This window comes from Pseudomonas sp. MUP55 (genome assembly GCF_034043515.1).
Lineage (GTDB): Bacteria > Pseudomonadota > Gammaproteobacteria > Pseudomonadales > Pseudomonadaceae > Aquipseudomonas.
The window spans coordinates 2,868,582-2,894,715 of sequence record NZ_CP138214.1 but is presented as its reverse complement, the minus strand read 5'-3'; the positions used below and the strand labels follow the sequence as shown (position 1 = coordinate 2,894,715).

26 protein-coding genes and 3 pseudogenes are annotated in these 26,134 nt (G+C 60.3%); 13 read left to right on the top strand and 16 right to left on the bottom strand.

Translation table 11 applies throughout. The features are described 5' to 3' along the window. Positions 1 to 55: 55 nt before the first annotated feature. On the top strand, positions 56 to 907 hold the full coding sequence (locus SC318_RS12980; RefSeq protein WP_126570270.1) for a hypothetical protein: 852 nt from the start codon (positions 56 to 58) through the stop codon (positions 905 to 907). 269 nt (positions 908 to 1,176) lie between these two features. Further along, positions 1,177 to 2,238, top strand: a complete 1,062-nt coding sequence (locus SC318_RS12975; protein ID WP_320431123.1) for an SDR family oxidoreductase — start codon at positions 1,177 to 1,179, stop codon at positions 2,236 to 2,238. Between the two features lie 22 nt (positions 2,239 to 2,260). On the opposite strand, the gene SC318_RS12970 is transcribed toward SC318_RS12975, so the two are convergent. After that, positions 2,261 to 2,725: a DUF3429 domain-containing protein gene (locus tag SC318_RS12970; RefSeq protein WP_320431122.1), complete on the bottom strand. Its 465-nt coding sequence runs from the start codon at positions 2,723 to 2,725 to the stop codon at positions 2,261 to 2,263. Positions 2,726 to 2,872: 147 nt separating this feature from the next. On the opposite strand from SC318_RS12970, the gene SC318_RS12965 reads away from it, so the two are divergent. Then, entirely contained in the window at positions 2,873 to 3,331 is a 459-nt protein-coding gene (locus SC318_RS12965; protein ID WP_320431121.1) for a thiol-disulfide oxidoreductase DCC family protein, read from the top strand. An 89-nt stretch (positions 3,332 to 3,420) separates the two neighbouring features. Here SC318_RS12965 and SC318_RS12960 read toward each other — a convergent pair whose 3' ends face one another. Next, on the bottom strand, positions 3,421 to 3,669 hold the full coding sequence (locus SC318_RS12960; RefSeq protein WP_306493094.1) for a CsbD family protein: 249 nt from the start codon (positions 3,667 to 3,669) through the stop codon (positions 3,421 to 3,423). Between the two features lie 172 nt (positions 3,670 to 3,841). Here SC318_RS12960 and SC318_RS12955 point away from each other — a divergent pair, with 172 nt between their 5' ends. After that, positions 3,842 to 4,195 carry an MmcQ/YjbR family DNA-binding protein gene (locus SC318_RS12955; RefSeq protein WP_320431120.1) on the top strand — a complete coding sequence of 118 codons (354 nt, stop codon included), beginning with the start codon at positions 3,842 to 3,844 and terminating at the stop codon, positions 4,193 to 4,195. Positions 4,196 to 4,328: 133 nt separating this feature from the next. On the opposite strand, the gene SC318_RS12950 is transcribed toward SC318_RS12955, so the two are convergent. The 4 genes and pseudogenes from SC318_RS12950 to SC318_RS12935 all read right to left on the bottom strand — a co-directional run. Further along, positions 4,329 to 5,105 carry an alpha/beta fold hydrolase gene (locus tag SC318_RS12950; protein WP_320431119.1) on the bottom strand — a complete coding sequence of 259 codons (777 nt, stop codon included), beginning with the start codon at positions 5,103 to 5,105 and terminating at the stop codon, positions 4,329 to 4,331. A 23-nt stretch (positions 5,106 to 5,128) separates the two neighbouring features. Next, positions 5,129 to 5,638 carry a cytochrome P460 family protein gene (locus SC318_RS12945; RefSeq protein WP_320431118.1) on the bottom strand — a complete coding sequence of 170 codons (510 nt, stop codon included), beginning with the start codon at positions 5,636 to 5,638 and terminating at the stop codon, positions 5,129 to 5,131. 22 nt (positions 5,639 to 5,660) lie between these two features. After that, positions 5,661 to 6,734 carry an alpha/beta fold hydrolase gene (locus tag SC318_RS12940; RefSeq protein WP_320431117.1) on the bottom strand — a complete coding sequence of 358 codons (1,074 nt, stop codon included), beginning with the start codon at positions 6,732 to 6,734 and terminating at the stop codon, positions 5,661 to 5,663. Positions 6,735 to 6,796: 62 nt separating this feature from the next. Next, positions 6,797 to 6,940 (bottom strand): annotated as a pseudogene (locus SC318_RS12935) (epoxide hydrolase); the annotation flags it as partial. A gap of 472 nt (positions 6,941 to 7,412) precedes the next feature. Here SC318_RS12935 and SC318_RS12930 point away from each other — a divergent pair. Together SC318_RS12930 and SC318_RS12925 are read left to right on the top strand one after the other, a co-directional pair. Further along, on the top strand, positions 7,413 to 8,153 hold the full coding sequence (locus SC318_RS12930) for a response regulator (RefSeq protein WP_320431116.1): 741 nt from the start codon (positions 7,413 to 7,415) through the stop codon (positions 8,151 to 8,153). After that, positions 8,150 to 9,493, top strand: coding sequence for a sensor histidine kinase (locus SC318_RS12925; RefSeq protein WP_320431115.1), 1,344 nt, complete (start codon positions 8,150 to 8,152; stop codon positions 9,491 to 9,493). Before SC318_RS12930 ends, SC318_RS12925 begins: the two co-directional genes overlap by 4 nt. Here SC318_RS12925 and SC318_RS12920 read toward each other — a convergent pair whose 3' ends face one another. After that, positions 9,494 to 10,705, bottom strand: a complete 1,212-nt coding sequence (locus SC318_RS12920) for a cytochrome c biogenesis protein DipZ (protein WP_320431114.1) — start codon at positions 10,703 to 10,705, stop codon at positions 9,494 to 9,496. A 145-nt stretch (positions 10,706 to 10,850) separates the two neighbouring features. Further along, positions 10,851 to 11,468, bottom strand: coding sequence for a dTMP kinase (locus SC318_RS12915; RefSeq protein WP_320431113.1), 618 nt, complete (start codon positions 11,466 to 11,468; stop codon positions 10,851 to 10,853). Between the two features lie 161 nt (positions 11,469 to 11,629). Here SC318_RS12915 and SC318_RS12910 point away from each other — a divergent pair, with 161 nt between their 5' ends. Beyond that, complete coding sequence (locus SC318_RS12910; RefSeq protein WP_306493111.1) at positions 11,630 to 11,857, top strand: hypothetical protein; 228 nt, start codon at positions 11,630 to 11,632, stop codon at positions 11,855 to 11,857. 21 nt (positions 11,858 to 11,878) lie between these two features. Here the strand turns inward: SC318_RS12910 and SC318_RS12905 are convergent, their stop codons facing one another. Next, positions 11,879 to 12,109 carry a hypothetical protein gene (locus tag SC318_RS12905; RefSeq protein WP_306493112.1) on the bottom strand — a complete coding sequence of 77 codons (231 nt, stop codon included), beginning with the start codon at positions 12,107 to 12,109 and terminating at the stop codon, positions 11,879 to 11,881. Between the two features lie 195 nt (positions 12,110 to 12,304). Between SC318_RS12905 and SC318_RS12900 the strand changes: the two genes are divergently transcribed. Both SC318_RS12900 and SC318_RS12895 read left to right on the top strand, forming a co-directional pair. Continuing rightward, on the top strand, positions 12,305 to 12,565 hold the full coding sequence (locus tag SC318_RS12900) for a metallothionein (RefSeq protein WP_320431112.1): 261 nt from the start codon (positions 12,305 to 12,307) through the stop codon (positions 12,563 to 12,565). A gap of 118 nt (positions 12,566 to 12,683) precedes the next feature. Beyond that, positions 12,684 to 13,589 carry a LysR family transcriptional regulator gene (locus tag SC318_RS12895; RefSeq protein WP_320431111.1) on the top strand — a complete coding sequence of 302 codons (906 nt, stop codon included), beginning with the start codon at positions 12,684 to 12,686 and terminating at the stop codon, positions 13,587 to 13,589. Between the two features lies 1 nt (position 13,590). Here SC318_RS12895 and SC318_RS12890 read toward each other — a convergent pair whose 3' ends face one another. The 3 genes from SC318_RS12890 to SC318_RS12880 form a co-directional block, all read right to left on the bottom strand. After that, entirely contained in the window at positions 13,591 to 14,523 is a 933-nt protein-coding gene (locus SC318_RS12890; protein WP_320431110.1) for a cupin domain-containing protein, read from the bottom strand. A gap of 166 nt (positions 14,524 to 14,689) precedes the next feature. After that, positions 14,690 to 16,012 carry an LLM class flavin-dependent oxidoreductase gene (locus SC318_RS12885; RefSeq protein WP_320431109.1) on the bottom strand — a complete coding sequence of 441 codons (1,323 nt, stop codon included), beginning with the start codon at positions 16,010 to 16,012 and terminating at the stop codon, positions 14,690 to 14,692. A 23-nt stretch (positions 16,013 to 16,035) separates the two neighbouring features. Then, a complete protein-coding gene (locus SC318_RS12880) occupies positions 16,036 to 16,992 on the bottom strand; it encodes an ABC transporter substrate-binding protein (RefSeq protein ID WP_320431108.1) in 957 nt (318 codons plus the stop codon). A gap of 287 nt (positions 16,993 to 17,279) precedes the next feature. Between SC318_RS12880 and SC318_RS12875 the strand changes: the two genes are divergently transcribed. Beyond that, positions 17,280 to 18,149, top strand: coding sequence for an oxaloacetate decarboxylase (locus SC318_RS12875; RefSeq protein WP_124358469.1), 870 nt, complete (start codon positions 17,280 to 17,282; stop codon positions 18,147 to 18,149). Positions 18,150 to 18,209: 60 nt separating this feature from the next. Here SC318_RS12875 and SC318_RS27060 read toward each other — a convergent pair. Further along, positions 18,210 to 18,686 (bottom strand): annotated as a pseudogene (locus SC318_RS27060) (methyl-accepting chemotaxis protein); the annotation flags it as partial. Between the two features lie 111 nt (positions 18,687 to 18,797). Then, positions 18,798 to 19,565, bottom strand: a pseudogene (locus SC318_RS27055) (PAS domain-containing protein); the annotation flags it as partial. 183 nt (positions 19,566 to 19,748) lie between these two features. Here SC318_RS27055 and SC318_RS12865 point away from each other — a divergent pair. Beyond that, on the top strand, positions 19,749 to 20,129 hold the full coding sequence (locus SC318_RS12865; RefSeq protein ID WP_320431106.1) for a RidA family protein: 381 nt from the start codon (positions 19,749 to 19,751) through the stop codon (positions 20,127 to 20,129). 398 nt (positions 20,130 to 20,527) lie between these two features. Next, entirely contained in the window at positions 20,528 to 22,507 is a 1,980-nt protein-coding gene (locus SC318_RS12860) for a peptidase U32 family protein (RefSeq protein ID WP_320431105.1), read from the top strand. Positions 22,508 to 22,580: 73 nt separating this feature from the next. On the opposite strand, the gene SC318_RS12855 is transcribed toward SC318_RS12860, so the two are convergent. After that, positions 22,581 to 23,489 (bottom strand): DMT family transporter, encoded by a 909-nt coding sequence (locus tag SC318_RS12855; RefSeq protein ID WP_320431104.1) that lies wholly within the window; start codon positions 23,487 to 23,489, stop codon positions 22,581 to 22,583. 109 nt (positions 23,490 to 23,598) lie between these two features. Between SC318_RS12855 and SC318_RS12850 the strand changes: the two genes are divergently transcribed. Beyond that, a complete protein-coding gene (locus SC318_RS12850) occupies positions 23,599 to 24,039 on the top strand; it encodes an Lrp/AsnC family transcriptional regulator (protein WP_057722456.1) in 441 nt (146 codons plus the stop codon). Between the two features lie 629 nt (positions 24,040 to 24,668). Here the strand turns inward: SC318_RS12850 and xylB are convergent. Continuing rightward, the gene (gene xylB, locus SC318_RS12845; protein ID WP_320431103.1) at positions 24,669 to 26,129 is read right to left on the bottom strand and encodes a xylulokinase; all 1,461 of its coding nucleotides are present in this window, start codon (positions 26,127 to 26,129) and stop codon (positions 24,669 to 24,671) included. Positions 26,130 to 26,134 lie beyond the last annotated feature (5 nt).

Sequence of the window (26,134 nt, the reverse complement as noted above, 5' to 3'; positions counted from 1 at the left end):
CAGCGCCTTCGGATGCCACAACCCGCTGACGTCCATTTTCTCCAAGGAAAAAGCCATGCTGCAATTCGATCCAAATTGGCGGTTTGAATCCCCTGGCACCGTGGGTGCAAATGTCGTCAGCGACATCCTCCAACATGTGATAAATCGGGTGGCTGGCACGTGCAGCAGAAAGCATATACTGGAAACATTCAAACGCCGCTTTGCTCAATCTATCGGCACTACAACGGGCACCAGCTCATCTGAAAGCTGGGCAGAATCAGATCTTGAAACATTCATGGCTCAATCTGCAGGCCAGAACGCAGCGCTGTTCGCAGAGGCTCTTTATGACGGGCTTGCGGACATCGACTCGATGGATGTGAACGCTGCTATTCCTCCGTGGCTCTATGTCAATAAGTACCTTGCCCCTTGTGGGTTTGCCATTGCCCCTCCAAACCTGATAACGACGGCTGAATTCAAGCCAATTCCTGTCCCGCAAAATGTCCCGTCGCTTGACGCCAGGGCCAACGAGAAAATCCAGCGCTCACTCAGCGACTCAGAACATATGTTGGCGTCGGGGAAAAATCGGGCAGCAGTGCAGGAAATACTCTGGCTGCTCGAAACGATTTCAACCGCTTTTCGCGGAACCGAGTTTCCGGACGGCAACGTCACGGGGAAGTACTTCTCAAAAATTATTGGCGACTTACGTCGGCTCAACAAGGGCAAAACTTTAGATCGAGTGAGCGTCTGGCTGGACAGCATTTATGGTTACTTGTCCGCGCCAGATGGTGGAGGGATCCGCCATGGGGCCTCACTTAGCGAGCATGAGGAGCTAACCGTGGGTGAGGCTCGTCTTTTCTGCGACCTGTCACGAAGCTTCATCACATTCTTGTTGCACGAGCATACTCGTCTGGCGGGAAAAAAATTCTAATCTGAAAATCAAAACTGGGAGTCTTCAACAGACAAGTCAGAGGCCCCTCATGAACATAAATCTGTGAACATTAGGCTCCAAAAATCGTAGCTAAACCCAGTAGTGATTGATGTAAGGATCGGTCATGAACAAATAACATCGCCCATAAGTTAGATCACATATTCGCCCAATCAACAGCCTACCTCCCACAACGCCCCCCAACGCGAATCCGGTTCAGGTTGAACCTCCTCGGCTCAAGTGAACTCCCAACCTAAACCAAGGAGAAACCTATGAGCCAAACAGCTTTAGTCGTGGGCGCCAGCGGCATCGTCGGCAGCGCCATCACTCAGTTACTGATCGACAACCACTGGCAGGTCGCCGCGCTGTCGAGGCACCCTTCGCAGGTGCAAGGCGTTATCCCTGTCGCGGCAGACCTTCAGGATCCGGCTTCGCTGGAACAGGCGCTGGCGGATTTGAAACCCACGCATGTGTTCATTACTACGTGGTCACGCCAAGCCACCGAGGCCGAGAACATTCGGGTGAATGCCGCCATGGTACGCAACGTGCTCACCGCCATTCGCCCAGCCAGGAGCGTTGAGCACGTCGCACTGGTTACTGGCCTGAAGCATTACCTGGGCCCGTTCGAAGCGTATGGCAAAGGCAGCCTTCCGCAGACACCCTTTCGTGAAGAACAGGGTCGTCTGGATATCGAAAATTTCTACTACGCCCAGGAGGACGAGCTATTCGCCGCCGCTGAAAAGGACGGCTTCACGTGGAGCGTTCATCGCCCGCATACCGTCACCGGGGTTGCGGTCGGCAATGCGATGAACATGGCAACCACCCTCGCCGTCTATGCCTCGATTTGCAAACACACCCATCGGCCCTTTGTGTTTCCTGGATCGAAGGTGCAGTGGGAAAGCCTCACCGATATGACGGACGCACGCCAGTTGGCGAAACAACAACTGTGGGCGGCCACCACGCCGGCGGCGGCCAATCAGGCGTTCAATGTGACCAATGGCGACATATTTCGCTGGAAATGGATGTGGAGCCGAATTGCCGAATATTTCGACTTGCCTGCTGCCGATTATCCCGCTGCCCTCTCCCCCCTTGAAACGCAGATGAGTAACGACCAGGCCGTTTGGTCGCAAATAGTCGCAGATCACGGTCTGAAAGAACCCGATATGGGTCGTCTGGTGTCCCCATGGCACACCGATGCTGACCTTGGCCGACCCATCGAAGTTGTCACGGATATGTCAAAAAGCCGGGCAATGGGCTTCACCGCCTACCAGGCGAGCGATCAGGCATTTTTCGATGTGTTCGACAAGCTGCGGGATATGCGCTTGATACCCTAGGTCGTTCCAGCACAAACAGGCTTCATGAGCCAAGCGCCTCGACCATCGCGGCAAACAACAGGCAGGCGCTAGCCACGAACGTAAGCCGTAATCGCATCGGCAGGTACCAGGCAGGCAAGCGACTAACCCGTAACAACTGCCTGTCCTGCCGGAGGTGGACGACCAAGCCAATGACCAGTAGCAAGCAACCCCATGGCATTGGCAGCAGCGTGGCAATCCAGGCAACAAGCGCAGGAACGACACTCCAGATGAATCGGCCCCTGCCCTGCTCGGCGCTCAGGTCTTGCATCGTCATGGCAAAGCCCCAGTGTAAGGCGCCGACAAAGCTCAGTATGACCGCGCCATAGTTAACCAGCGCCATCGCAAACAACGCTCGATGGTCGAGAGAGAACGGGATCAGCAGCGCCAGAAAAATGAACGGCAGCACCCCGCCATAACCAAGCAGGCGGACGTACTTTGGCAGAGAGGTTGAAGGCAACGCGCTCATTTGTATTCCTTGCAGTCGGTACAGCTGCGGGCGATTCGTTCACAGAAAGCCTGCGTGAGAGACCCTCGCGCAGCTGCAGCAGGGTGCTGATTGTCAGTCTGTTTCTTTCAGCCTATCTTATACAATACCTATACACGAGAACGATCAATGTACAATAAAGTGAAGTGGCCGCTGACGCTCTACTTTGATGGCGAATGCCCTCTTTGCGCGCGGGAAATCAAGCTCCTGCGCGAACATGCCGTAGACGATCGGCTGTTTTTTGTGGACATCAGTAGCAGCGAATTCGACGCCAGCGAACTCGGATTCAAGCTAGAGCACATGCAGTCTTTGCTGCATGCCCGTTTCGCTGATGGGCGCTGGGTAACCGGTCTGGATGCCACCCTGTGGAGCTGGCGAGCGGCCGGTTTGGGTGTCTGGGCGACGCCACTGACGTGGAGTGCATTGCGCCCGTTATTTGAGTTCGGCTATCGCCTTTTCCGCCGCTTACGTCCACACCTGGCGTGGCTACCGCACCCGGACGGTGCCCGTCGCTGTCGCGACAACCGTTGCGAGTTGCCGGCGTCCCAACCTGCATCGGACGAGCAGTCCACGTTGAAAGCAAAGTAGATCACAACCCGTCCTGGCACTCCCCAGGCAAGCCGCCTGGAAAGCACAAGGACAAGATTCTTCAGATACCGGGCTCTTTGCGTCCCGCTTCAGCGGCGAAAGAGACGGTCCAGAACCAGCAGGGCTACTGCGCCAATTGCGATTGCAGCAACTGGTTTTTCCTTGACGAAAGTCGACACGCTGTCCAATGCATCGCCGTAGGCCTGGGTGACCTGACCCGCAGCCTGCCGCCCAGCGCCTTCAGCTTCCAGCTTCGAATCGCCAAACAGTTTTCCAACAACGCTCTGAGCCTTCCCAGCGACCTTTTGCGACATACCTTCTACTTGTTCACTCTTCATAGTTCACCAGACCTTTTATGTGTCTTTAGGTAGCTCAGGGATGGCCTGAGCTATGGGCTACATGCACAGCGTTAGGGATGCGGGTGCTATGAATAGTTCAATATTGATAAGGCTTGAGCCTCACCGATGATGGCCTCTGGACTTCCCTCAATTTCAGACCAAGGAGCAATACATGAACCGTCAGCAATTGATTGATTACATGCAGAAAAAATACCAGACGAAGCCCGATCATCCATGGGAAAAGTTCCCTGACTATGCCGTCTTCAGGCACTCGGATAACGAAAAATGGTATGCCCTGCTCATGGACATCCCTGCCGAGAAAATAGGTCTTGATCAAGATGGGCGAATCGACGTCCTCGACCTGAAAGTTGAGCCGGAGCTGGTGGGTTCCTTGAGAAAAAAGCCGGGCATTTACCCGGTTTATCATATGAATAAGGAGCACTGGATTACCGTCCTTCTGAACGGCCCACTCGGAGCAAAGGAAATCCATTCACTGATTGACGATAGCTTTCGACTCACCCGCTGAGACCGATTCCACGGCGCGCAGCTGTCAAGCTGTCATATGGGTTTGGCGTTCAACGATCATCACACAAACGAATGCAAGAGACTGGGTGATGCCGGCCGAGTCGTCCTTCGGTCGACTCGGCGCATCCGCGCTGCTATTTCGCAGTCGCCGCCCTCTCAATCAAGCGAGCCACGGGCGCCGGGTGTGAGACCATCACCACATGGGACGCCCCCTTCACCACCTCCACTGCTTTAGCGTCCGCTCGCTTGGCCATGAAGGCCAGCGCCTGGGGCGGGATGTTTTTGTCCTGGTCGCCGTAGATCGACCAGCTCGGGATGTGCTTCCACGCCGGCGTGCCGAATGGCTCGTTCAGCGCGGCGTCGGTGACCGGGCGCTGGGTTGCGGCCATCAATGCAGCCTCCACGGCGGGAACATCAGCGGCGAATTGCTCGTGGAACTGGCTCTGCTGGATGTACAGGTCCTTGCCTCCATCACTCAATGGCACCGGAGCGGCGAGGGTCGGCCCCAACGTGCTGCCCGGAAACTTGCCGGCCAGACCTGCGACGGTTTCGCCGGTGTCGGGGGCGAACGCGCTGACGTACACCAGCGCCTTGACGTTGGCCTGGTCATTCGCCGCGGCACTGATGACATTGCCGCCGTATGAATGGCCCACCAGCACGACCGGCGACTGGATACTGGCGATCAGTGAGGCGACGGAGGCGGCATCGCTTTTCACGCTGCGCAGCGGGTTGGCTGCAGCGACCACGGTGTAGCCATCCTGTTCGAGAATCCTGGCCACTCCGTTCCAGCTTGAGGCGTCGGCGAAGGCTCCGTGAACGAGCACGATGGTGGGCTTTTCGGTCTGTGCGAACGCGTTGGCGCCGGCAAACAGGCTGGCTGCGACTGCCAGCGAGGCAAGGGTTTTTTTCATGGGCAACTCCGTTGAGTCTGGGGTTATGGGGCGTACCGTGTGAACACAAAATCATGGTTTTTAACGCGTGCCTGGTGGCAGGCAAAACACGTCTCGTGCTGAGCCTGATCGACTGCCTTGCCGTTGATAAAACGGCCAAAGCCCCACCCGCCGGTCGCGGCGTACTTGCTCGAATCCTTCACCATCACTTGAACCGTTGTGGCTGCGCCGGGTATGGAAGCCGGCTCGAATTCAGGCGATTGCACGTGCTTCCAGGCCAGTTTCACCAGCACCGTGCCATCGGGAAAAGGCAGCGCCGAGTCCTGGTAGGCCTTGATCGCCAGGTCATTGCCAACCACGGCGCGCAATTCGTTCAAGGGGGCGGCTTCCTGCGCGGGAGCGATGAGCGCCCACTTGCGATAGCCATCTGGAACCTGCACGCCGTAGATCGGTGAAGCATCACCACCACCGGAATCGCCCATGGCGGCGCCAGCGACGCTGAGTGCAACCAGCGCAGCAACCCCTGACAAAACGGCCAGATGCAGAAGTTTCATCGTGACTCTCCCTTGGGACCTGTCAGAGGTGATCAGCGTCAATCACCGCCTGGGCGAACGCTTGCGGCGCTTCCTGGGGCAGGTTGTGCCCTACTCCACCGCTGACAAGGCGGAATTCATACTTGCCAGTGAAGCGTTTTGCATAAGCCTCGGCCGGCGGATGGGGCGCGCCGTTCGCATCGCCTTCCATCGTGATAGTCGGCACGCTGATGGAAGGAAATGCCGCCAGTTTCTTCTCGATCGCGTCGTATTTGGGCTCGCCTTTGATCAGATTCAGGCGCCAGCGATAGTTGAAAATCGACACGGCTACGTGATCGGGGTTGTGCAGCGACGCTGCGCTGCGATCAAACGTGGCATCGTCGAAATTCCACTTCGGCGACGCCAGCTTCCAGATGAGCTTGGCGAAGTCGTGGGTGTTTTTCTCGTAACCCAGACGGCCGCGCTCGGTCGCGAAGTAGAACTGGTACCACCACTGCAACTCGGCCGCTGGCGGCAGTGGCGCCTGGCCCGCCTGCTGGCTGCCGATAAGGTAGCCGCTTACCCCGACCAGCGCTTTGACTCGTTCCGGCCACAGTGCGGCAACGATATCGGCGGTGCGGGCGCCCCAGTCAAACCCGCCCAGCACGGACTTGTTGATCTTCAGCGCATCCATGAAGTCGATCAGGTCGCTCGCCAGCGCGGCAGGTTGGCCATTGCGAACGGTCTTGGCCGAGAGAAAACGCGTGTCGCCATAACCACGGGCAGAAGGGATCAACACCCGATAGCCCTTGCCGGCCAAAGCAGGAGCGACATCAGCGAAGGCGTTGATATCGTAGGGCCAGCCGTGCAGCAGAATAACCACCGGACCGTCCGCTGGGCCAAGTTCCGCGTAGGAAACGTCCAGCACGCCAGCCTTCACATGCTTAAGCGCGCCCAGGGAAGTATTGGCTCCCGGTGTGATAGCCCCCACCGTGGCAGGCGGTACCTCGGCAGCGCTGGCGTGGGCAAAACCTGCCGCCACAGCGGTAAATTGCAGCAGCGCGGCGGCCACGAGCGTTGGGGCAAAAGCAAGCAGGCGCCCGGGTTTACGTGGGTTGTTCAGCAAGGCCATATCCATCGTGTTTCTCCGTGGCGGGCCTGCGAGTAAAGGCCCGGTGTGTTGACTGGGATGCATCTGAGTCACTGCGCGGTCTTGGTTGCGCCCAGCTTGGCGCGCAGCGGCCGGAAGGCTTCACGCAACTCTTCGCTGAACAATTGAGGCTGCTCCCAGGAAGCGAAGTGGCCGCCCTTGCTCACCTGGCTGTAATAGGCAAGTGACGGATAATTGAGCTTCATCGACATGAATTCGGTAAGGTCGAATCGATTCGGAACCGGTCGAGGCCGCGCTGACAGCTGACGCCTCGGCGACGGGACTGGCAGCCCAGGCACCCCCGCTCCCGGCTATCAGGGCCAAACCAAACACGCCCCTCTTCACAGGGTTTTTCCAGTTCATAATCGGATCTCCGAGCATCAAATGAGTCATCAGTGGGAGCAGGCGTGCGCCTTCTCGATGGGTTCATTTAACGCCGCGCAGGTATCCGGTATGTGTCACCTACTGCCTGAAAAGAATCACTGTGTATCCCACTGCCCTTTAGATACAAAACACTACAAACCGACCACGCGTTGAGGTGCGTCTGGTGACAATCTGGGCACGTCTGCTGAAAAAGGCTGACGCGATGGGCGCCGGCACCTGGATATACTCGTCGGCACCTTCGTGTTAACAAACAACAACAGCCAAGGGCTAAAGGTGGGTCAAGTGGAGCACGTAGATCACATTCTCATCGTTGATGATGATCGCGAGATCAGGGAGCTGGTCGGCAATTACCTTCAAAAAAACGGGCTGCGTACCACGGTGGTGGCCGATGGTCGCCAGATGCGCCACTTTCTGGAGTCCACGCCGGTCGACTTGATTGTGCTGGATATCATGATGCCCGGCGACGATGGGCTGGTGCTGTGTCGGGAACTGCGAGCAGGCAAGCACAAAGCCACACCGATTCTGATGCTCACCGCGCGCAATGACGACACTGACCGAATCATCGGCCTGGAAATGGGCGCCGATGATTACCTGGTCAAGCCCTTCGTCGCCCGGGAGTTACTGGCGCGAATTAACGCCGTACTGCGCCGCACACGCATGTTGCCGCCCAATCTTGTCCTCACCGAAGCAGGCCGGCTGCTTGCATTTGGCAAATGGCGGCTGGATACCACGGCGCGGCATCTGCTGGACGGTGAAGGAACCATCGTGACGTTAAGCGGCGGTGAGTATCGGCTGCTTCGCGTGTTCCTTGACCACCCGCAGCGCGTTCTCAATCGCGATCAACTGCTGAACCTCACACAGGGGCGGGATGCCGACCTCTTTGACCGATCGATTGACTTGCTCGTCAGTCGGCTGCGCCACCGGTTGCAGGACGACGCGCGCGCCCCTGCCTACATCAAGACGGTTCGCAGCGAGGGCTATGTGTTTACCTACGCGGTGGAAGTCTCGGGAGAACAGCCATGAGCAGGCGTTGGCCACGCACGTTGGCCTCGCGGTTGTCACTCATCTTCCTGGTCAGTCTGGTGGTGGCTCATGGAATGTCATTCGGCCTGCAATTTTATGAGCGTTACCAAAGCGCAAAGACCTTGATGCTGGACAATTTCGAACAGGACCTGGCCACCACGGTAGCGGTACTGGAACGGCTGCCGGCCAATGAGCGTGAGGCCTGGCTGCCCCGTTTCGAACACCCGAACTACCGATACGCACTGGATCAAGGCCAGCCAGGTTCGCCAATGGACATGGCCACGGCGCCCGTATCCGTGCGCTCCATGCAAGCGACGCTGGGCGCGGACTATGCACTGAGCTTCACCGACATCGCGGACGTGCGTCCCCACTATCAGGCCCACTTGCGCCTCGAGGACGGCAGCCCACTGACGATTGATGTCCGGCCATTGGTAATGCCGCTATCGCCCTGGCTACCCGTGGTGCTGGTTGCGCAACTGTTGCTGTTGTTCATCTGCACCTGGCTCGCCATACGCACGGTCATCCGCCCCTTGACGCGGCTTTCCCAGGCGGTGGACGGGCTTGATCCAAATGGCCAGGGCGAACCGCTCAAGGAGGACGGGCCCGTCGAGGTGGCCTACGCTGCCGTCGCTTTCAATACCCTGCAGGAGCGCATCGCCACTTACGTCAAGGAACGCATGCAGTTATTGGCGGCTATTTCCCACGACCTACAGACCCCCATCACACGCATGAAGCTTCGTGCCGAGTTCATGGACGATTCGATTGAAAAGGACAAACTGTGCAGCGACCTGGATGAAATGCAGCACCTGGTCCAGGAAGGTGTGGCCTACGCGCGCAGTATGGCCGGGGCCAATGAGCCAAGCCGGCGCGTGGACGTCGATTCCTTTCTGGAAAGCCTGGTGTTCGATTACCTCGATACGGGCAAGGAAGTCGCGTTGGTGGCGAACGGCGGCGTAGCCATCGACACGCGCCCCCATGCGCTGCGCAGGATTCTGGTCAACCTTGTGGACAATGCGTTGAAGTTTGGCTCAGCGGTAGAACTCAACGTACAGAGCACGCCGGAGGGTGGGTTGCTGATCCAGGTGCTGGACCGTGGCCCCGGAATACCGGAACACCAGTTGCCCGAAGTGCTGAAGCCTTTTTATCGCGTCGAGAGCTCGCGAAATCGGGAAACCGGCGGGGCCGGACTTGGCTTGGCGATTTCCCAACAACTGGCACTGACACTGCAAGGCTCCCTGCGCCTGGTGAACCGCGACGGCGGCGGCCTGTGTGCGGAGTTGACACTGCCGCCAACGCTCAAACTTTCCGCCAAGACGCCGGTGGATCATCCCCCGCGATAATCAGCCCTTGGTCTTTGCCTCAGCCAGCAACTGCTGGATCACTTTTTCCTGGGCGTCATAGCTGCCTTCGCCAAAATGGGTGTAGCGAACCTTGCCCTCGGCGTCGACGATGTAGTGGGCGGGCCAGTACTGATTGTCGAAGGCGCGCCAGATCGCATAGTTGTTGTCGATGGCGATCGGGTAATTCAGGCCCAGCTTCGCTACATTTTTGCGCACGTTGTCGATGACCCTCTCAAAGGGGTACTCCGGCGTGTGCACGCCGATGACCACCAGCCCGTCCTTTTCGTATTTGCTCGCCCACTCCTTCACGTACGGAATGCTGCGCTGGCAATTGATGCAGTCGAAGGTCCAGAACTCCACCAGCACCACCTTGCCTCGCAAGGACTCCTTGCTCAGCTCGGGTGAGTTGAGCCACTGGACGGCACCCGACAGGGACGGCATTTCATCCTTCACGCTCATCTCAGGCACGGTCGCGGCCTTCACGCTGTCCACCAGGGAATCAACGATCCTGGGTACACCGCTCAGCAGCGATTGCTCCACCTTCGCCGCCCCCTCGGATGAAGTGCCCGCGAGCAGTTGGCTCTGTGCGCCACTGCCGATCACCACCGCCGCCACCAGCGTGGCAAGCCCTGCGCCACGCCGCAGCCAGGCGGTAACCGGCAACGACAGTTTCAATCGAGACATCAAGCCTCGGCCGGCGAAGATCAGCGCGCCCAATGAAAGGGAGCTGCCCAAGCCATACGCCAACAGCAGGAGGCTGGTTTGAGCACTGGGGCCTTGCAGCATCGCGCTGGTCAGAATAATGCCCAGGATCGGCCCCGCGCAGGGCGCCCACAGCAGTCCGGTGGCGACCCCGATCAGCAGCGAAGCGCCGGGCCCTGACCATCTGCGCGTTGCCGGATCGAGGCGATTACCCAGTACCGTTAACGGCCGCATCAGCCAGTTGGCAACCCTGGCGGACAGCAACGACAGGGCGAACAGCACCAGCACCACCAGCGCCAGTTGGCGACCGACACCGTTGGCCGTCACCACCCAGTCACTGCTGACGACGGCGAGGCTGGAAACCAGGGCAAAGGTCAGCGCCAGGCCGAGGAGCGTGCACACCACTGACGACGGCGAGCGATCGGCACGGGCGAATAAAAACGGCACGACGGGGAGAATGCACGGGCTGAGCACCGTGACGATACCGCCGAGAAATGCGATCAATAACATGGCGCCACCTGCTGTTGGTTTGGCCGAGGTCAAGTCCCTCGCTGGCGCCCATTGAAACGCGGGGAGGTATCGCACGTGTGTCGGCAAGGTGCTCTATTGAATCGGTACGTATCCACGTGGCCCTTGGATACATTGCGATACGGAGCTAGCGCGCGCTCAACACGCGATCAATCTCGCCAACCACCTGCCTCGTCGCCGCCTCGATCGTGCCTTCATTGCGGCATAAAACCCACCCGTGATCGGCGACCGCTCGTTCAAACGCCTGGGTGCAGGCGACGTGTTCTTCCAGGGTATGCAGCACCGTACTGCTCAGCCCACGCCGTCGCGCCGCGGCCCTCGCCCAGGACAATTCAGCGCCGGTGACCACCCCGACATGCAGGTCGGGCACCTGCACGTTGCGATCAATGTTCAGTTGCAGGATCTGCTCAAACGGGATCAGGCGACGAAACGCCGCGTCGGATGGGTACCAACGGTCGATCAGAATGATGCTGTCCGGTGGCTGCCTAGGCAGTACGTGCCTGGACATCCAGCTGCGGCTCTCGGCAAAGCGCTCACACACCGCCAGCTCCAGCGCGCGGCTGGGGTTCCTGACAAGCTGGTTGACCAGCGCCATGGTTTCACCCCGATGGGGATCGCTCTTTTTCTCGCACAGTCGGATCACTTTCTTGTTGTCGGCCCTGAGTGCCGACGTCACCGCTTCCAGCAGTGTGGTCTTGCCGGTGCCCTTGGGCCCGTCCAGTGAAACGAACAGCGCGCGACTCATTTTGACCTGCTCCCATGGCGGACATAGCGTTCGGTGTGTTGTCCGCAGGGCGAATCCAGCCTGAAGAACTTCTGATTTTTTCTGAATCACCACGCCGTCCAGTCATCAAACGAATAGACCCTATGCGGGTAACACGTGTTGATTGTAATGGAGGAACGCCCATGTTCGATAAACCGCACTACCTCGTCAGTTTTATTCTGGACAACCAACCCCAGAGCCGCACGCTGCAACACGAAGGCGACGAGCTGGACCCGCAACTGGCGCAATCACTGCTCAAGGAGCGCTTTGCCGAGCTCAAGGATGCGCGGCTGAGTGACGTGCAGGTGCAAAAACGTACCAAGCCGGTGGATGAGGGCCATGACATTCCGGGGCATTACAGGCAGCCGTGAATGGCCCTGGCCTGGTGGCGCTCAGTCAATCGGGCCGATGTTGATCGTGCGATCGGCGCCCAGCCCCTCGACCTTGGCGAGGACATCGCTGGGCGTGTGCTCGGAGAACGTCAGCACATAGCCCATGCCGCTGCCGTCCTCTTCAACCGAGGTCACCCACAACTCGACCTCATCGAAAGCCAGGCCTATGGCGTCGCCGATCAAACGGTTGCGCGCTTCTGAATCGGTGTCGCCCGCTGGGTAATCGTTCATTGGCAAACCTCCTCTTTGCTGTGTCGACGTTGTTATCACCATAGACGCCGGTCCCACTGACGCGTTCGTTTTTTTGCCGCACAAGGTCGTGATCACCGCTCATCACCCCGAGCTGCGCTTTTTTTAAACTCGTGGCTTCTCGATGATCAAAACCAGGTGTGGACCATTCAACCATGACTGATGATCGGAGGACTCATGAACCACGCCACGACGGATTTGCCATGCGCCTGCCCAGGCTGCACCTGCCAGGCCAGCGATGCCGCCCGCTATGAGCGCGACGGCAAAGCCTACTGCAGCCAGGCCTGCGCCGACCTGCATCCACAGGGGCAGGCGTGCCCAAGCGCCGAATGCCACTGCGAGTCGAATGTGCAGGTGCAGGACCGTGCAGTCAGCGACAGCCAACTCGATGAGGCAATCGAGGAAACCTTCCCGGCCAGCGATCCCATTTCACCTTGATCATGGCGATCCACTTGCGGGAGCAAGCGCTTCCTGCAGGTGGATCTGCGGTGGGAGTTGACAGCACGCTGCCATCCTCCCCACCCTGCTGTTCTGCCCGCCCTGCCCCGAGGCCGCCTTGGACTATTTCGCCGCCCTGACCGCCTTCGTCGAAGCCGCTGGAAGCAACAACTTTTCCCGTGCGGCCGAGCGCCTGGGCATCAAGGCCTCCACCGTTTCGCGCTACGTGAAGGACCTTGAGCAGGATCTCGGCATTGCGCTGTTCAACCGCTCCACGCGTACGTTGCACCTGACCGAAGGTGGCCAGACGTTCCTGACGCATGCGCGCACCGTGCTCGATGAGCTGGAACATGCCAAGGCGGCTACGTCTGCGTTGAACCAGCACCCACGCGGACTGTTGAAGCTCAACTTGCCTCCCGCCTTTGCCCGTCATCATATTCTTCCGGCGCTGAACGACTTCCGCCTGCGCTACCCGCAAATCAGTATTGAATTGGTGCTGGATAACACCCAGGTCAACCTGATCCACGCCGGTGTCGATCTGGCCATTCGCGTCGGCGCCCTGGCCGATTCCACGTTGAAAGCGCGCAAGCTCTGCGATGGCCACTATTGCCTGGTGGTCAGCCCGGCGTTTGCGATGCAGCACCCGCCTGCGTCCACGCCAACCGATCTTGCGTCTATGCCCGCCGTACTGGGCACCAGCCCCGTGGGAGATATCACCTTCCTAAACCAGGGCCGCAAATCGGCGTTGGTGCACGGCGACTGTATTCGGATAAACGACCTGGACGCGCAACTGATCGCCGCGCGCCAGGGCCTGGGGTTTGCGCTGTTGCCAAACTGGCTGGTGGCGCAAAGCATCCGGGCCGGCGAGTTGGTGGTCTGGTTGCCGCACTGGCGCATCCAGGGTGTGGAACGCGAGTTTGCCGTGTGGTTTGTCTACCCGCCCAAGCGCATCGTGTCGTCCAAGGTCCGCTGTTTTATCGACTTTATGGTTGAGCGCCTGGGCGAGACACCGGACTGGAATTGACTCAACTGAAGCGAATATCCAGGGCGCGCAGGTAGGTTTGCAGCCCCGCGTCCTGAATCGGGATCAGGAATGCCTCGCTATCGGATTCATTGAAATGCGCATGCCAATACCCCGGCGGCGTGACGAATGCCAGGCCGGGCGACCAGTCGACGCGCACCGGGTTGCGGATCTGCCCATCGGTGTCCAGCTCGGTGCCGACCAGGGAGTAGCAACTTGGCGGGCAATCTATGATGAAATCCAGGGCAATCGACTGATGCCGATGGGGCTTTTGCACCGACCCGGCCGGCAGGATTCCGTACATCGCCCACAACACGTGCGTGACAGTGCGCGTTTGCGGGAAGTGGCGGTTGCCCAGCAGAATACTGATGCGGCTGCGGTCCTGGGCGCGAGGATCGTCCGCCGCTTCGCGCAGCTTCGTGTTGGCCAGTTCCGCAGGGTACAGCGTGGGGGTAAAGCGATCTGTGCTGCGTGTCACCCCCAGGTAACGCAACAACGGCTCATCGTGCACATAGTAGAGCCGCGCATCCTCGGTGGCGCTCAAGTGCGCCGCTTGCAATCCCGGCAGCGCGATAAAGCAGCCCGTGGACCAGTGAATCTCATGCTCGGCCTGGGTCACGCTGCCCTCCCCGGCAATCACGTAGAACACCTGGGAGGTCGCGTTGGGCTGCAGGGTCAGTGTGTCGCCGCGGTTAAGCCGCACGAAGTTCGCGCACAGCCCGGGCCCCGTGGCCGGGCCTTCACAGCCGAGGGTGTCGCTGAGGTCCAGCGGGACAATGCGCGAAGGACCGCTGTCATACAGCGAAGCGGGAAAGCTGTGGTAGGGAATGCGCGGTATCAGATTGGCACTGATGGGGTTGGCGGCCTTGCTGTACTCGAAGTACTCGGCGTCCACCTGGTGGGTATCGGCCAATGCGGGGTTCAATTCAAGGTTCATCAGGCTCACCTCAGTCTGCGACGGGTATGCACGGCGCCGTTGAGTGCGCTGCGTGGGTGAGTGGACTATAGGCATAGGTGCGGCGGAGGATTAATCCCTCGATTCGCACAGCAGTTGTGCCAAACGGGGATGTTTGGCGTTCACCGCTGTGCCAAGGAGCGCCGACCTAACGGCGCGCAAACGCCGGAATGTCCAGTCCCAGGCTGTCGCGCAACGTCTTGCCTTCGTACGCGGTGCGGTAGACACCGCGCTCCTGCAGCAACGGAATGACCTGCCGCGTGAACCGGGCAAATTGCTCCGGGTGCCCGATGTAAATGTTGAACCCATCCACGGCCTGCGCCTGCAGCCAGTCCGCCATTTTTTGCGCAACCGTGTCGGCCGTGCCGGTGAAAGCCCCAGGTCGCAGCTGTCGGCCAAACTCCACGGCCTGGCGCAGGCTGAAACCCTGCTCGCGGGCCTGATCGGCGATGCGTTTGGCTGCAGTGAAAAAGCTGCTGCGCGCCGCTTCCAGGCTCTGCTGGGGGAACGGCGCGTCGAGGTCGTACTGGCTGAAGTCGTGCCAGCCGAAATTACGCCCGAACTCTTTGAGCGCAAGCTCGAAACTGTGATCAGTCTGGTGATAATGGCGCTCGATTTCACGGGCGTGCTCATCGGTGTCGCCGACATATACCTCGGCACCCGGCATGATCAACAGTTGCTCCGGATCGCGGCCTGCGGCCACCGCCCTGCCCTTTATATCGCGGTAAAACGCCTGGCCCTGCTCGATGCTGGCCGCGTGGGTGAAGATCACATCGGCGGTCGCGGCGCCCAGGTCGCGGCCTTGCTCGGAATCCCCGGCCTGGAAGATCACCGGCTGGCCCTGGGGGGAGCGCTGGATGTTCAGCGGGCCGACCACCGAAAAGTGCTCGCCCTGGTGATTCAGGCGATGCAGTTTGCTCGGGTCGAGAAACTGCCCGGTGGCGCGGTCGCGCACAAAGGCGTCGTCCTCATAAGAGTTCCACAGCCCCTGCACCACCTGCACATGTTCGGCGGCGCGGCCGTAGCGCGTGGTGTAGTCATAATGCTCGTCAAGGCTGTAATTGCCGGCAGTGCCGGCATCGCCGCTGGTTACCACGTTCCAGCCGGCGCGGCCTTTGCTGATCAAATCCAGGGACGCCAGGCGCCGCGCAACGTTATACGGCGCGTTGTAGGACGTGGTCAGCGTACCCACCAGGCCGATATGCCGCGTACTCACGGCCAATGCCGATAACAGCGTCAGTGGTTCCAGGCGATTGAGGTAATGAGAAGGCGAGCCTGGGGTGATGAATTGACTGTCGACGATAAAGATCAGGTCGAACAACGCTGCCTCGGCCTGGCGTGCGATGTCGATGTACCAGTCGATGTTAACGCTGGCGTCGGTCGGCAACTGCGGATCGAGCCACAGGTTATGGCGGCCCGGGCCACCGCAGCCCATGGTCAAGGCGCCCAGTTTGAGCTGTCGTTTGGTCATGTCGGATCGATTCCTTGGCGTATTCAGGGCTGTGTTTGCACGACGGCGGGCTGCAGGGCCGCGCTGAATGACGGGTCAAACAGGCTGGCGGCCGGGTAGGACTTGACCAGCCCTTGGCTGGCGAAAAAGTCCACGGTCTTTTGCGCCTCGACAGGCGCCTCGGCGCTCAGCGGTTCGACCGTGGTGCGTGCCCTTGCAAACCAGACGCGTGCTATTTCGGCGTCGGCGCGGGTGCGTTTGGCCCACGCATCGGCGTAGGCATTGGTGTTGGCCGGGTTCTGGCGCGCCCAGTCGCGGGCTTTTTTCAGGCGCTGGAGGAAATCGCCGATGGGCGCACGCTTGTCGTCGATCGCCTTGGCGTTGGCGGCGACGAAGCTCTGCGCGGGAATCAAGCCCTCGGCCGTCGCGAGTACCCGAGCACCCTGGCGTTCCTGCTGGGTAACGTAGGGCTCCCAGGTGGCAATGACGTCCACCGAACCGCCTTCCAGCGCATGGGAGGCGTCCAGTGCGCTGAGGTAGCGCAACTCCAGCGAGTCGTGGGCGACGCCGGCTTTGTCCAAGGCGCTCAACAGCAGTTGCTGGCTCCAGGAGCCTTTCCAGATGGCTGCGCGTTTGCCCGCCAGGTCCGCCAGGCTGTGGATCGACGAATCCTGCCTGACCAGAATGGCCACCCCCGCCAGGTTTTGCCGACTCACCGCAATCACCTTGATCGGTGCGCCCAATGCGCCCAGGAACAACACCGGTGCGTCACCCAGCAGGCCGATGTCCAGGCTGCCGACATTGAGCGCTTCGGCCACCGGCGAACCGGCCGTGAATTGCTTCCACTCAAGGGTGTAAGGCAGATCGTCAAGCACCCCCGCCGCTTCCATCACCGCTTGGGCGTTGTAGCTTTGATCGCCCACCACCAGCGTTTGCGCGTGAGCGCTCAGGCACAGCAATGCGGTGGCGATGCCAGTCGCCAGTTTTTTCAGGTAACGCACGTTCGTCTCCAGATGCCGTGAGGCACGTCAAGTCGATCCGCGCGTGCGGTCTCGGTAAGGGTTGTAAGGGGCTACGATGAGGTTATAAGCAAGACATGTAAAATATTTATATTGCATAACGTAATTCGATAAAAATGCACATATTGCATTTTGTTGCGCCATCGCCGCGCAAGGGACATTGCCCGCGCTCAAACGTCATAAATCCCCGGCCCTCTGCGTGGTAATCTCACGCCACCACGAATAGACATTGATCGTCACTTGACGATGACCAAAAGCCAGGAAAGAACATGCCCAAGATCTCTCACTCAGCGCTGCGCCGTAACTTTCGCGAACTGCTTGCCAAGCCCATCTGTGTTGAAACCGCCTCGGTATTCGACCCCATGTCCGCCCGTATCGCGGCAGACCTGGGTTTTGAGGTGGGTATCCTCGGCGGCTCCGTCGCCTCCCTGCAGGTACTGGCGGCCCCTGATTTTGCGTTGATTACCCTGAGTGAGTTCGTCGAACAGGCCACCCGTATCGGCCGCGTTGCGCAATTACCATTCATTGCAGACGCCGACCACGGCTACGGCAATGCCCTTAACGTGATGCGTACGGTTGAAGAGCTCGAACGCGCCGGCGTTGCGGCTTTGACCATCGAAGACACCCTGCTGCCAGCGCAATTCGGGCGTAAATCCACGGACCTGATCTCCGTCGAAGAAGGCATCGGCAAGGTCAAGGCGGCGCTCGAAGCGCGTGTCGATCCTGAACTGTCGATCATTGCCCGTACCAACGCCGGTGTTCTGCCGACCGAAGACGTCATCGCCCGCACCCAGGCGTATGAAAAGGCCGGCGCCGACGGGATCTGCATGGTCGGGGTCAAAGACTTCGACCACCTGGAAAAAATCGCCGAAAACCTCAGCGTGCCGCTGATGCTGGTGACCTACGGCAACCCGCAGCTGCATGACAGCGAGCGCCTGGCGAGCCTGGGCGTGCGCATCGTGGTGGCCGGACACGGCGCGTACTTCGCCGCGATCAAAGCCACTTACGACAGCCTGCGGGCGCAACGCCAGTTGACCCACAGCACTTCGAACCTCAGCGCTACCGAGCTGACGCACACCTACACCTTGCCGGAAAGCTATGTGGCGTGGGCTGAAGAATTCATGGATGTGAAAGAGTAAATCGTGCGCCGGTGCGGGTCTTGGCGATCGGCACCGGGAGCGGGCGTTTAATGGACCGGATTAGCCGACCCAACCCACCGCGGCCTTGGGAATGACCTCCGACTCGTCCAGCTTGGAGGCAAACATGCTCACCGCCTGCACCGCATCGCTGGTACTGGTGCGGATCTGCAAAATCACCGATCCGGCCTGATCGGCCAGGCTCACGCCGCGCTGCGCGCCTTCCTGGGTGGCGTTCATGCTGCTCACGGCATCACGGGTTTCGGTCAGGATCATGCCGATCATGTCAGCGATCTCCGCAGTGGAGCGGCTGGTACGCCCCGCCAGTTGCCTGACCTCATCGGCCACCACCGCAAAGCCGCGGCCCTGATCACCGGCGCGTGCCGCCTCGATGGCCGCGTTAAGCGCCAACAGGTTGGTCTGGTCGGCAATCCCGCGAATGGTATTGACGATCGCGGTGATCTGCTCGGAACGATCGCCCAACTGCCCCACCAACCGCGCCGAAGCGCCGATATTCTCGGCAATGCGGCGCATCTCGGTGGCGGTGTCCTGGATCACCTGAGTGCCGTGTTCGGCAAAGCGCTCGGTCTCGGACGAAATATGATAAGCCCGGGACGCCCCGCGCGAGTCTTCCTCGAACTTCTCGACACGCTCGGTGATATCGCTGGCAAACTTGACGATCTTGACCAGCTTGCCGTCGCCGTCGTAGACCGGGTTGTAACTGGCCTCCAGCCACACGACCCGACCATGCTTGCCGAGCCGTTTGAATTGGCCGGTAAAAAACTCACCGTTATTCAAGCGGCGCCAGAAATCGGCGTATTCACTGCTGTTGATCAGGCTCGGCTCGCAAAACAATCGGTGGTGCTTGCCTTTGAGCTCCGCCAGCGAATAGCCCATCACCTGCTGGAAGTTGGGATTGGCGTCCAGCACCTGGCCGCTCAAATCAAACTCGATGACCGCCATCGCCCGGTCCAGTGCGGCGAGTTTGCTGCGGGTGGCAGCTTCCTGTTCGACCTTGGCGGTGACGTCCAGCGCGTACTTGACCACCTTCAACACCTGCCCGCGCTCATCCATCAGTGGGTTATAGCTTGCCTCCAGCCAAATGGTCGCGCCGTTGCTGTGCACGCGTTTGAACGTGCCGGAGACAAACTTGCCGGCGCGCAGGTCGCTCCATAACTGAGCGTAGGCCGGGCTGCCGGTAAGGGATGGGGAGCAAAAGTCGCGATGGGACTTGCCGGCCAATTGGTCACGGCTGTAGCCCAAGGTATTCAGGAAATTATCGTTCGCACGCAACACCTTGCCATTGAGGTCGAACTCGACGACGGCCATGGAGCGTTCGAGTGCAGCAATCAGTCCTTTGTACTCATTGACTTCGACCGTCCTGGTCGCCAGTTCTTGTTTGAGTTTAGCGTTGAACATGATGTCGCCCTCAGCGTGCAGAGAATCAGTCTCTAACTCGCTATCGGCGCGGCCTTGAGCGACTTTACCTGGCGCAGGATTTTCTTTTTTGACGTCAAAAAACCACTGACAACCACCGTGACCCGCAGGTCCTCAGTGGTTAGACTGCCGGGCACCGTTTACGCCAACGCGAGAGGTTTTTTCATGGCAAACCACGATCTACAGTTCACCCCCGATCCGGATGCCGATTCGATCTCATCCGATGTAATCGAATTTAACGGCATCCTGGTCTCCACCCAGATTCCAACCCATGCCGACGGCAGCCTGGAACTGGGCGATATCACCCTGCAAAGCGAATGCACCCTGCAAGCGCTGAAAGTCGCGCTGGAAAAAGCCGGCAGTTCCATGGACCGGGTGATGCACCTGACCATCTACCTCACCGACATGGCCGACCGCGCCGCGTTCAACGAAGTCTACAAGCGCTTTTTCGCCGAGCCATGGCCAGTACGGGCGGCGGTGGGTGTTGCCGCATTGGCTGTAGAAGGCATGCGTGTCGAAGTGACGGCGATGGCTGCCAAGGCCTGACTCGGTTCAAAAATGTGGGAGGGGGCTTGCTCCGATGAGGGCGTGTCAGTCAGCGCATATGTGACTGACCCACCGCCATCGGGGGCAAGCCCCCTCCCACATGTGATCGCTGTTGTGTCAGGGATTATTGCTACAGGCACCTGGCATCGTCAGGTTTTCTTCCCGTGGCAAAGCAACGTCGAATTGACGACCGCAGCCAAGACCTGACTCGGGTCAAAATGTGGGAGGGGGCTTGCCCCCGATGAGGGCGTGTCAGTCAGCGCATATGTGACTGACCCACCGCCATCGAGGGCAACCCCCCTCCCACATTGAGTCCATAAGCCCTGCGGTAGATGCCGGTAAGACTTTTCGCAGCTACAATGCGCGTCTCGACCGTGACAAGCCTGACTAAAAAAACTATGTCCTTGCCCAAGCACCACCTGGAATTGCTCAGCCCTGCCCGCGATGTTGCCATCGCTCGCGAGGCGATCTTGCATGGCGCCGACGCCATTTATATCGGCGGGCCGAGCTTCGGCGCCCGTCATAATGCGTGTAACGAGGTGAGCGATATCGCTCAGCTGGTGGAATTCGCCCGGCGTTACCACGCTCGCGTCTTCACCACCATCAACACCATTTTGCATGACAACGAGCTGGAGCCGGCGCGCAAGCTGATCCACCAGCTCTACGACGCCGGTGTCGATGCGCTGATCGTGCAAGACCTGGGCGTGATGGAGCTGGATATTCCGCCCATCGAGCTGCACGCCAGCACCCAGACCGATATTCGCACACTCGGCCGGGCCAAGTTTTTGGACCAGGCCGGCTTCTCCCAGTTGGTACTGGCTCGCGAGCTGAACCTGCAAGAGATCCGCGCCATCGCTGATGAGACCGATGCCGCCATCGAGTTCTTCATCCACGGCGCCTTGTGCGTGGCGTTCTCTGGGCAGTGCAATATCTCCCACGCGCAGAACGGCCGCAGCGCCAACCGTGGCGATTGCTCCCAGGCCTGCCGCCTGCCGTACACCTTGAAAGATGACCAGGGCCGCGTCGTCGCCTTTGAAAAGCACCTGCTGTCGATGAAAGACAACAACCAGAGCGCCAACATTCGCGCGCTGGTCGAAGCCGGCGTGCGCTCGTTCAAGATCGAAGGTCGTTACAAGGACATGGGCTATGTGAAGAACATCACCGCCTATTACCGCCAGCGCCTGGATGACGTGCTTGAAGACCGCCCGGACCTGGCTCGCGCCTCCAGCGGGCGTACCGCGCACTTCTTCCTGCCCGACCCGGAAAAAACCTTCCACCGTGGCAGCACCGACTATTTCGTCACCGACCGCAAGGTCGATATCGGCGCCTTCGACACCCCGACCTTCACCGGCCTGCCGGTCGGCGTGGTGGAAAAAGCCGGCAAGCGCGACTTGCAGGTGGTCACCCATGAGCCGCTGTCCAACGGCGACGGCCTGAATGTGCTGGTCAAGCGTGAAGTGGTGGGTTTTCGCGCCAATATCGCCGAGCCCAAGGGCGAGTTCGAGGAGGACGGCGAGAAGCGCTACCGCTACCGCGTCGAACCCAACGAGATGCCGGCCGGCCTGCACCAGCTACGCCCAAACCATCCGCTGAACCGCAACCTGGACCACAACTGGCAACAGGCGCTGCTCAAGACCTCGTCCGAGCGGCGTATTGGCCTGACCTGGGCGGCTCGTCTGCGCGAAGAACAGCTGGAAGTCACCGCCACCAGCGAAGAAGGCATCAGCGCCAGCGTCACCCTGCCCGGCCCGTTTGGCGTGGCCAACAAACCGGAACAGGCGCTGGACACACTGCGCGACCTGCTTGGCCAACTGGGCACCACCGAATACCACGCGACCGACATCCAACTGGATGCGCCGCAGGCGTTCTTCATCCCCAACTCGCAGCTCAAGGCTTTACGCCGTGAGGTGATCGAAGTGCTGACCGCTGCCCGTGTGGCCGCTCACCCACGCGGTGGACGCAAAGCCGAAACCACCCCGCCGCCGGTATACCCGGACGCGCACCTGTCGTTCCTGGCCAACGTCTACAACCAGAAGGCCCGCGACTTCTACCACCGTCACGGGGTGAAGCTGATCGATGCCGCCTTCGAGGCCCACGAAGAAACTGGCGAAGTACCGGTGATGATCACCAAGCACTGCCTGCGTTTCTCGTTCAACCTGTGCCCTAAACAGGCCAAGGGTGTAACGGGCGTGAAGACCAAAGTGGCACCGATGCAGTTGATCCACGGCGATGAAGTCCTCACGCTGAAGTTCGACTGCAAGCCGTGCGAGATGCACGTGGTGGGCAAGATCAAGGGGCACATCCTGGGTTTGCCGCAGCCGGGCAGCGCGGTGGAGCATTTCAATCCGGAAAACATCATTTTCCAAGGCACACACTGACCCTCTGTAGGAGCGAGCTTGCTCGCGAAAAACCTGAGAACGCCGCGTATCAACCCGATGAGCTGCGTTATCGTCAGCGTTCTTCGCAAGCAAGCTCGCTCCTACCGAGGTTACGAGGCCACCACCAGCCCCGCTGCAACCCCGCCGCGGCCAGCAAAATCGCCGCCACACCCAACCACTGCAGCCAGCCCAGGTGATGCCCGAAGGCGATCCAGTCAACGAAGATCGCCGCAATCGGGTAGATGAACGACAATGCGCCGGTCATCGCAGTCGGCAGCTTCTGAATCGCCCCGTACAACAGCACGTACATCAAACCCGTGTGCACCAGGCCAAGGGTCGCCAGTGCCGCCCAGGCGTCGGTCGACGCGGGCAAGCGGTCCCAGGGCACCAGCGGCGCCAGCAACACCGCGCCGGTAGCTACCTGGATCAAGGCCATCAAATGCGGCGGAACCACCTTGAGCTGCTTGATGATCAGCGCGGCAACCGCGTACAAAAACGCAGCGCCCAGGGCCAGTGCGATGCCGGTCAAATAGTCCTCGCCACCCGGTTGCCCACCATGGGCCATGACAATCGCCAGCATGCCGAGAAACGCCACACTCAACCAGGTGATTTTCTGCAGGGTGATTTTCTCACCGAGAAACACCGCCGCCAGCATCACCAACAGGAACGGCTGCACGTTATAGACTGCCGTACTGATGGCAATCGACGCGTGCGAGTAGGATTCGAACAGCAGCAGCCAGTTGCCGACAATGGCCACACCGCTGAGCACCGCCAGCCCAAACTTGGCCCGGTTGAGCAGGTCCAGCCGCAGGTAGCCGAGCCATGCGCACACCAGCAGCAGCGCCAGCGCCCCGATTACACAGCGCCAGAACACCACTTCGATCACTGACACGCCCGACACCAACACAAACCAGCCGATGGTGCCGGAGATCAGCATGGCGGCGATCATTTCCCATATTCCGCGACGGATAGCGGTATCCATGATTGATGCTCCTCAAGTGAGGCTCAATTATGGCAATCTGCGAGGCAGCCGCTCCAGCGACTAAAAAAGGCCAAACCGTCGATTCACCTTTACTTATTAGGCGAACCCCATGATTGACACCATCGACCAGCAACTGATCGCCGCCTTGATGGACGACTCGCGCCTGTCCCTCAAGGCTCTGGCGGGCATCACCGGGCTGTCTTCGCCCAGCGTCGGCGAACGCTTGCGCCGCCTGGAAGAACGCGGCGTGCTGACCCATTACACCGTCGACATCGACCCCAAACACTTTGGCTACCTGCTGCAAGCCATCGTGCGCATCCGCCCCCTGCCCGGCAAGTTGCAGGAAGTGGAACGCCAGATCCAGGCGATCCCCGAATTCACCGAATGCGACAAGGTCACCGGTGAAGACTGCTTTATCGCCCGCCTGCACGTGCGCACCATGGACCAACTGGACAGCCTGCTGGACCGGATCAACGGGTATGCCGAAACCAACACCGCCATCGTCAAGAAAACCCCGGTGAAACGGCGCTTGCCGCCCCTGACCGACTGAAAGTGCACTACACAAACATGTGGGAGGGGGCTTGCTCCCGATAGCGGAGTGTCAGTCAGCACATCGGAGACTGACACACTGCTATCGGCATAGGTATCTACACAACTTCGCGCGGCCCTAAGCCTGTGACGGCTCAGCAGCCGAAGCCTCTGTAACTGACGCCCAGCGTTCCAATGTGGGAGGGGGCTTGCCCCCGATGGCGGCCTGAAAGCCGACAATGATGTTGGATCAGAGCGAGTACATATCCGTTGCTGCGGTAACGGCGGCTTAGGGTTCCGCCCTTACGGCGGGTCACTTTTGGAAAAGAGCCCCAAAAGTAACCAAAAGGGCTCCTGCCCCACCACTCGGCACCTCGCTCACGCTCGGTGTGCCCGTAATCCGACAGTGATTTGGAGGGCCGCCGCCACGCGCCATCCATGGCGCGGGGCGGCTAAACCGGCATCCCTGCCGGTTTACCCTCCAAATCACTATCGAATTCCGGCCAGCGTGGTTTAACGGGGCGCCTAAGATCAAGATCAAGAGCGCTCGCTTCGCATCGTGGTTACCGTAGGCTGCTACAAAGTTGTGTAGATACCTATGCTGCTATCGGGCAAGCCCCCTCCCCCATTAGATCGGCTCCAGCCGTCGATTTAATCCTGGAGGGCTTTCGCCGCTGCAAGCAGCCCCTGGAATTTTCGATACCGCGCCGCCAACACCGGCTGCACTTGCTCATCAGGCACATACCGCGCCTTCACCGGCATCCCCGCCGCCAGCAAATCCGCGCCCTCCCCGATGGACATGAAGCCCAACTTTGCCGCACCGATGCATGCGCTCAGTTCGCTGCCCTGCAAGGTAAAAATCTCGCGCTGCAGAATATTGGCCAGCAACTGCGCCCAATACTCGCTGCGCGCCCCGCCCCCCACCAACGCGAAGGCGCTGACCTCAGCCCCGGTCGACTGCACCGCGCGCCAGGCGTCGAGCAGGCCAAACCCCACGCCCTCCATCACCGCATAGCCGAGCATCGCCGGTGTGCAGTCATGGCCAAGCCCCATGAAGCCGCCACGCAGCATCGGGTCGTTATGGGGCGTGCGCTCACCCGCCAGGTACGGCAGAAACAACGGCGCCGACAGCGGCACCGCTTGCTCGATGGGCCATTGCGCCTGTACTTGGTCCAGCAGGGTTTGCTCATCCGGCATTCCGGTCAGGTGCGTCACCCAGCGCAGGCAACTGGCACCGGCCAGCATGGCGCCCATGGTGTACCAGCGATCGGGGAGCGCATGGCAGAAGCTGTGCACCGCACTGGCCGGGTTGCCGACGGCATGGGCGGTAATCGCGACAATCGCCGCGCTGGTGCCCAAGGTGATGAAACCGTCACCGGCATTGACGGCACCGATCCCGACCGCCGCCACCGGGTTATCACCGCCGCCACCGGCAATCACCACCTGCGGCGACAAGCCCAAGCCAGCCGCCGTGACACACGCACTGGCGGTTGCGCCCTCCACCAGCCTGGGCATGTGCGCGGGCGTCAGGCCAGTGGCATGCAGCATCGGGGTAAACCACTCGCGCCGCGCCACGTCCAGCCACAGGGTGCCCGCGGCATCGGACATCTCGCTGATGCGCTCCCCGCTCAGGCACAAGCGCAGGTAATCCTTGGGCGACAGCACGCAGTCAATGGCCTTGAACACCTCGGGCTCGTGCTGCTGCAGCCAGAGCAGTTTCGGCGCGGTCAAGCCGGCCATCGGCAAGCTGCCGGTGACCTCGGCATGGCCGGCGCCCAGTTGCTCTGCCTGCGCAACCGCACGGGAGTCGTCCCACAGGATGGCCGGGTACAGCACGCGATTGTCGGCACCCAGCAAGACCGCGCCATGCATCTGCCCCGACAGGCCGATGCAGGCCACACGGGCAAACGCCGCGTGCTCGCTCAGCTTATCCAGCGCCTGCTGGCACGCCTGCCACCAGTCTTGCGGCGCCTGTTCGGACCAGCCGCCATGGCGACGCGACACGCTCAAGCGCACGCCCGCGTGGGCCAGCACCGTGCCGTCGAGGTCCATGAGGATGGCTTTGAGTTCGGAGGTGCCAAGGTCTATACCGAGGGAAACAGGACGGTTCATACGTG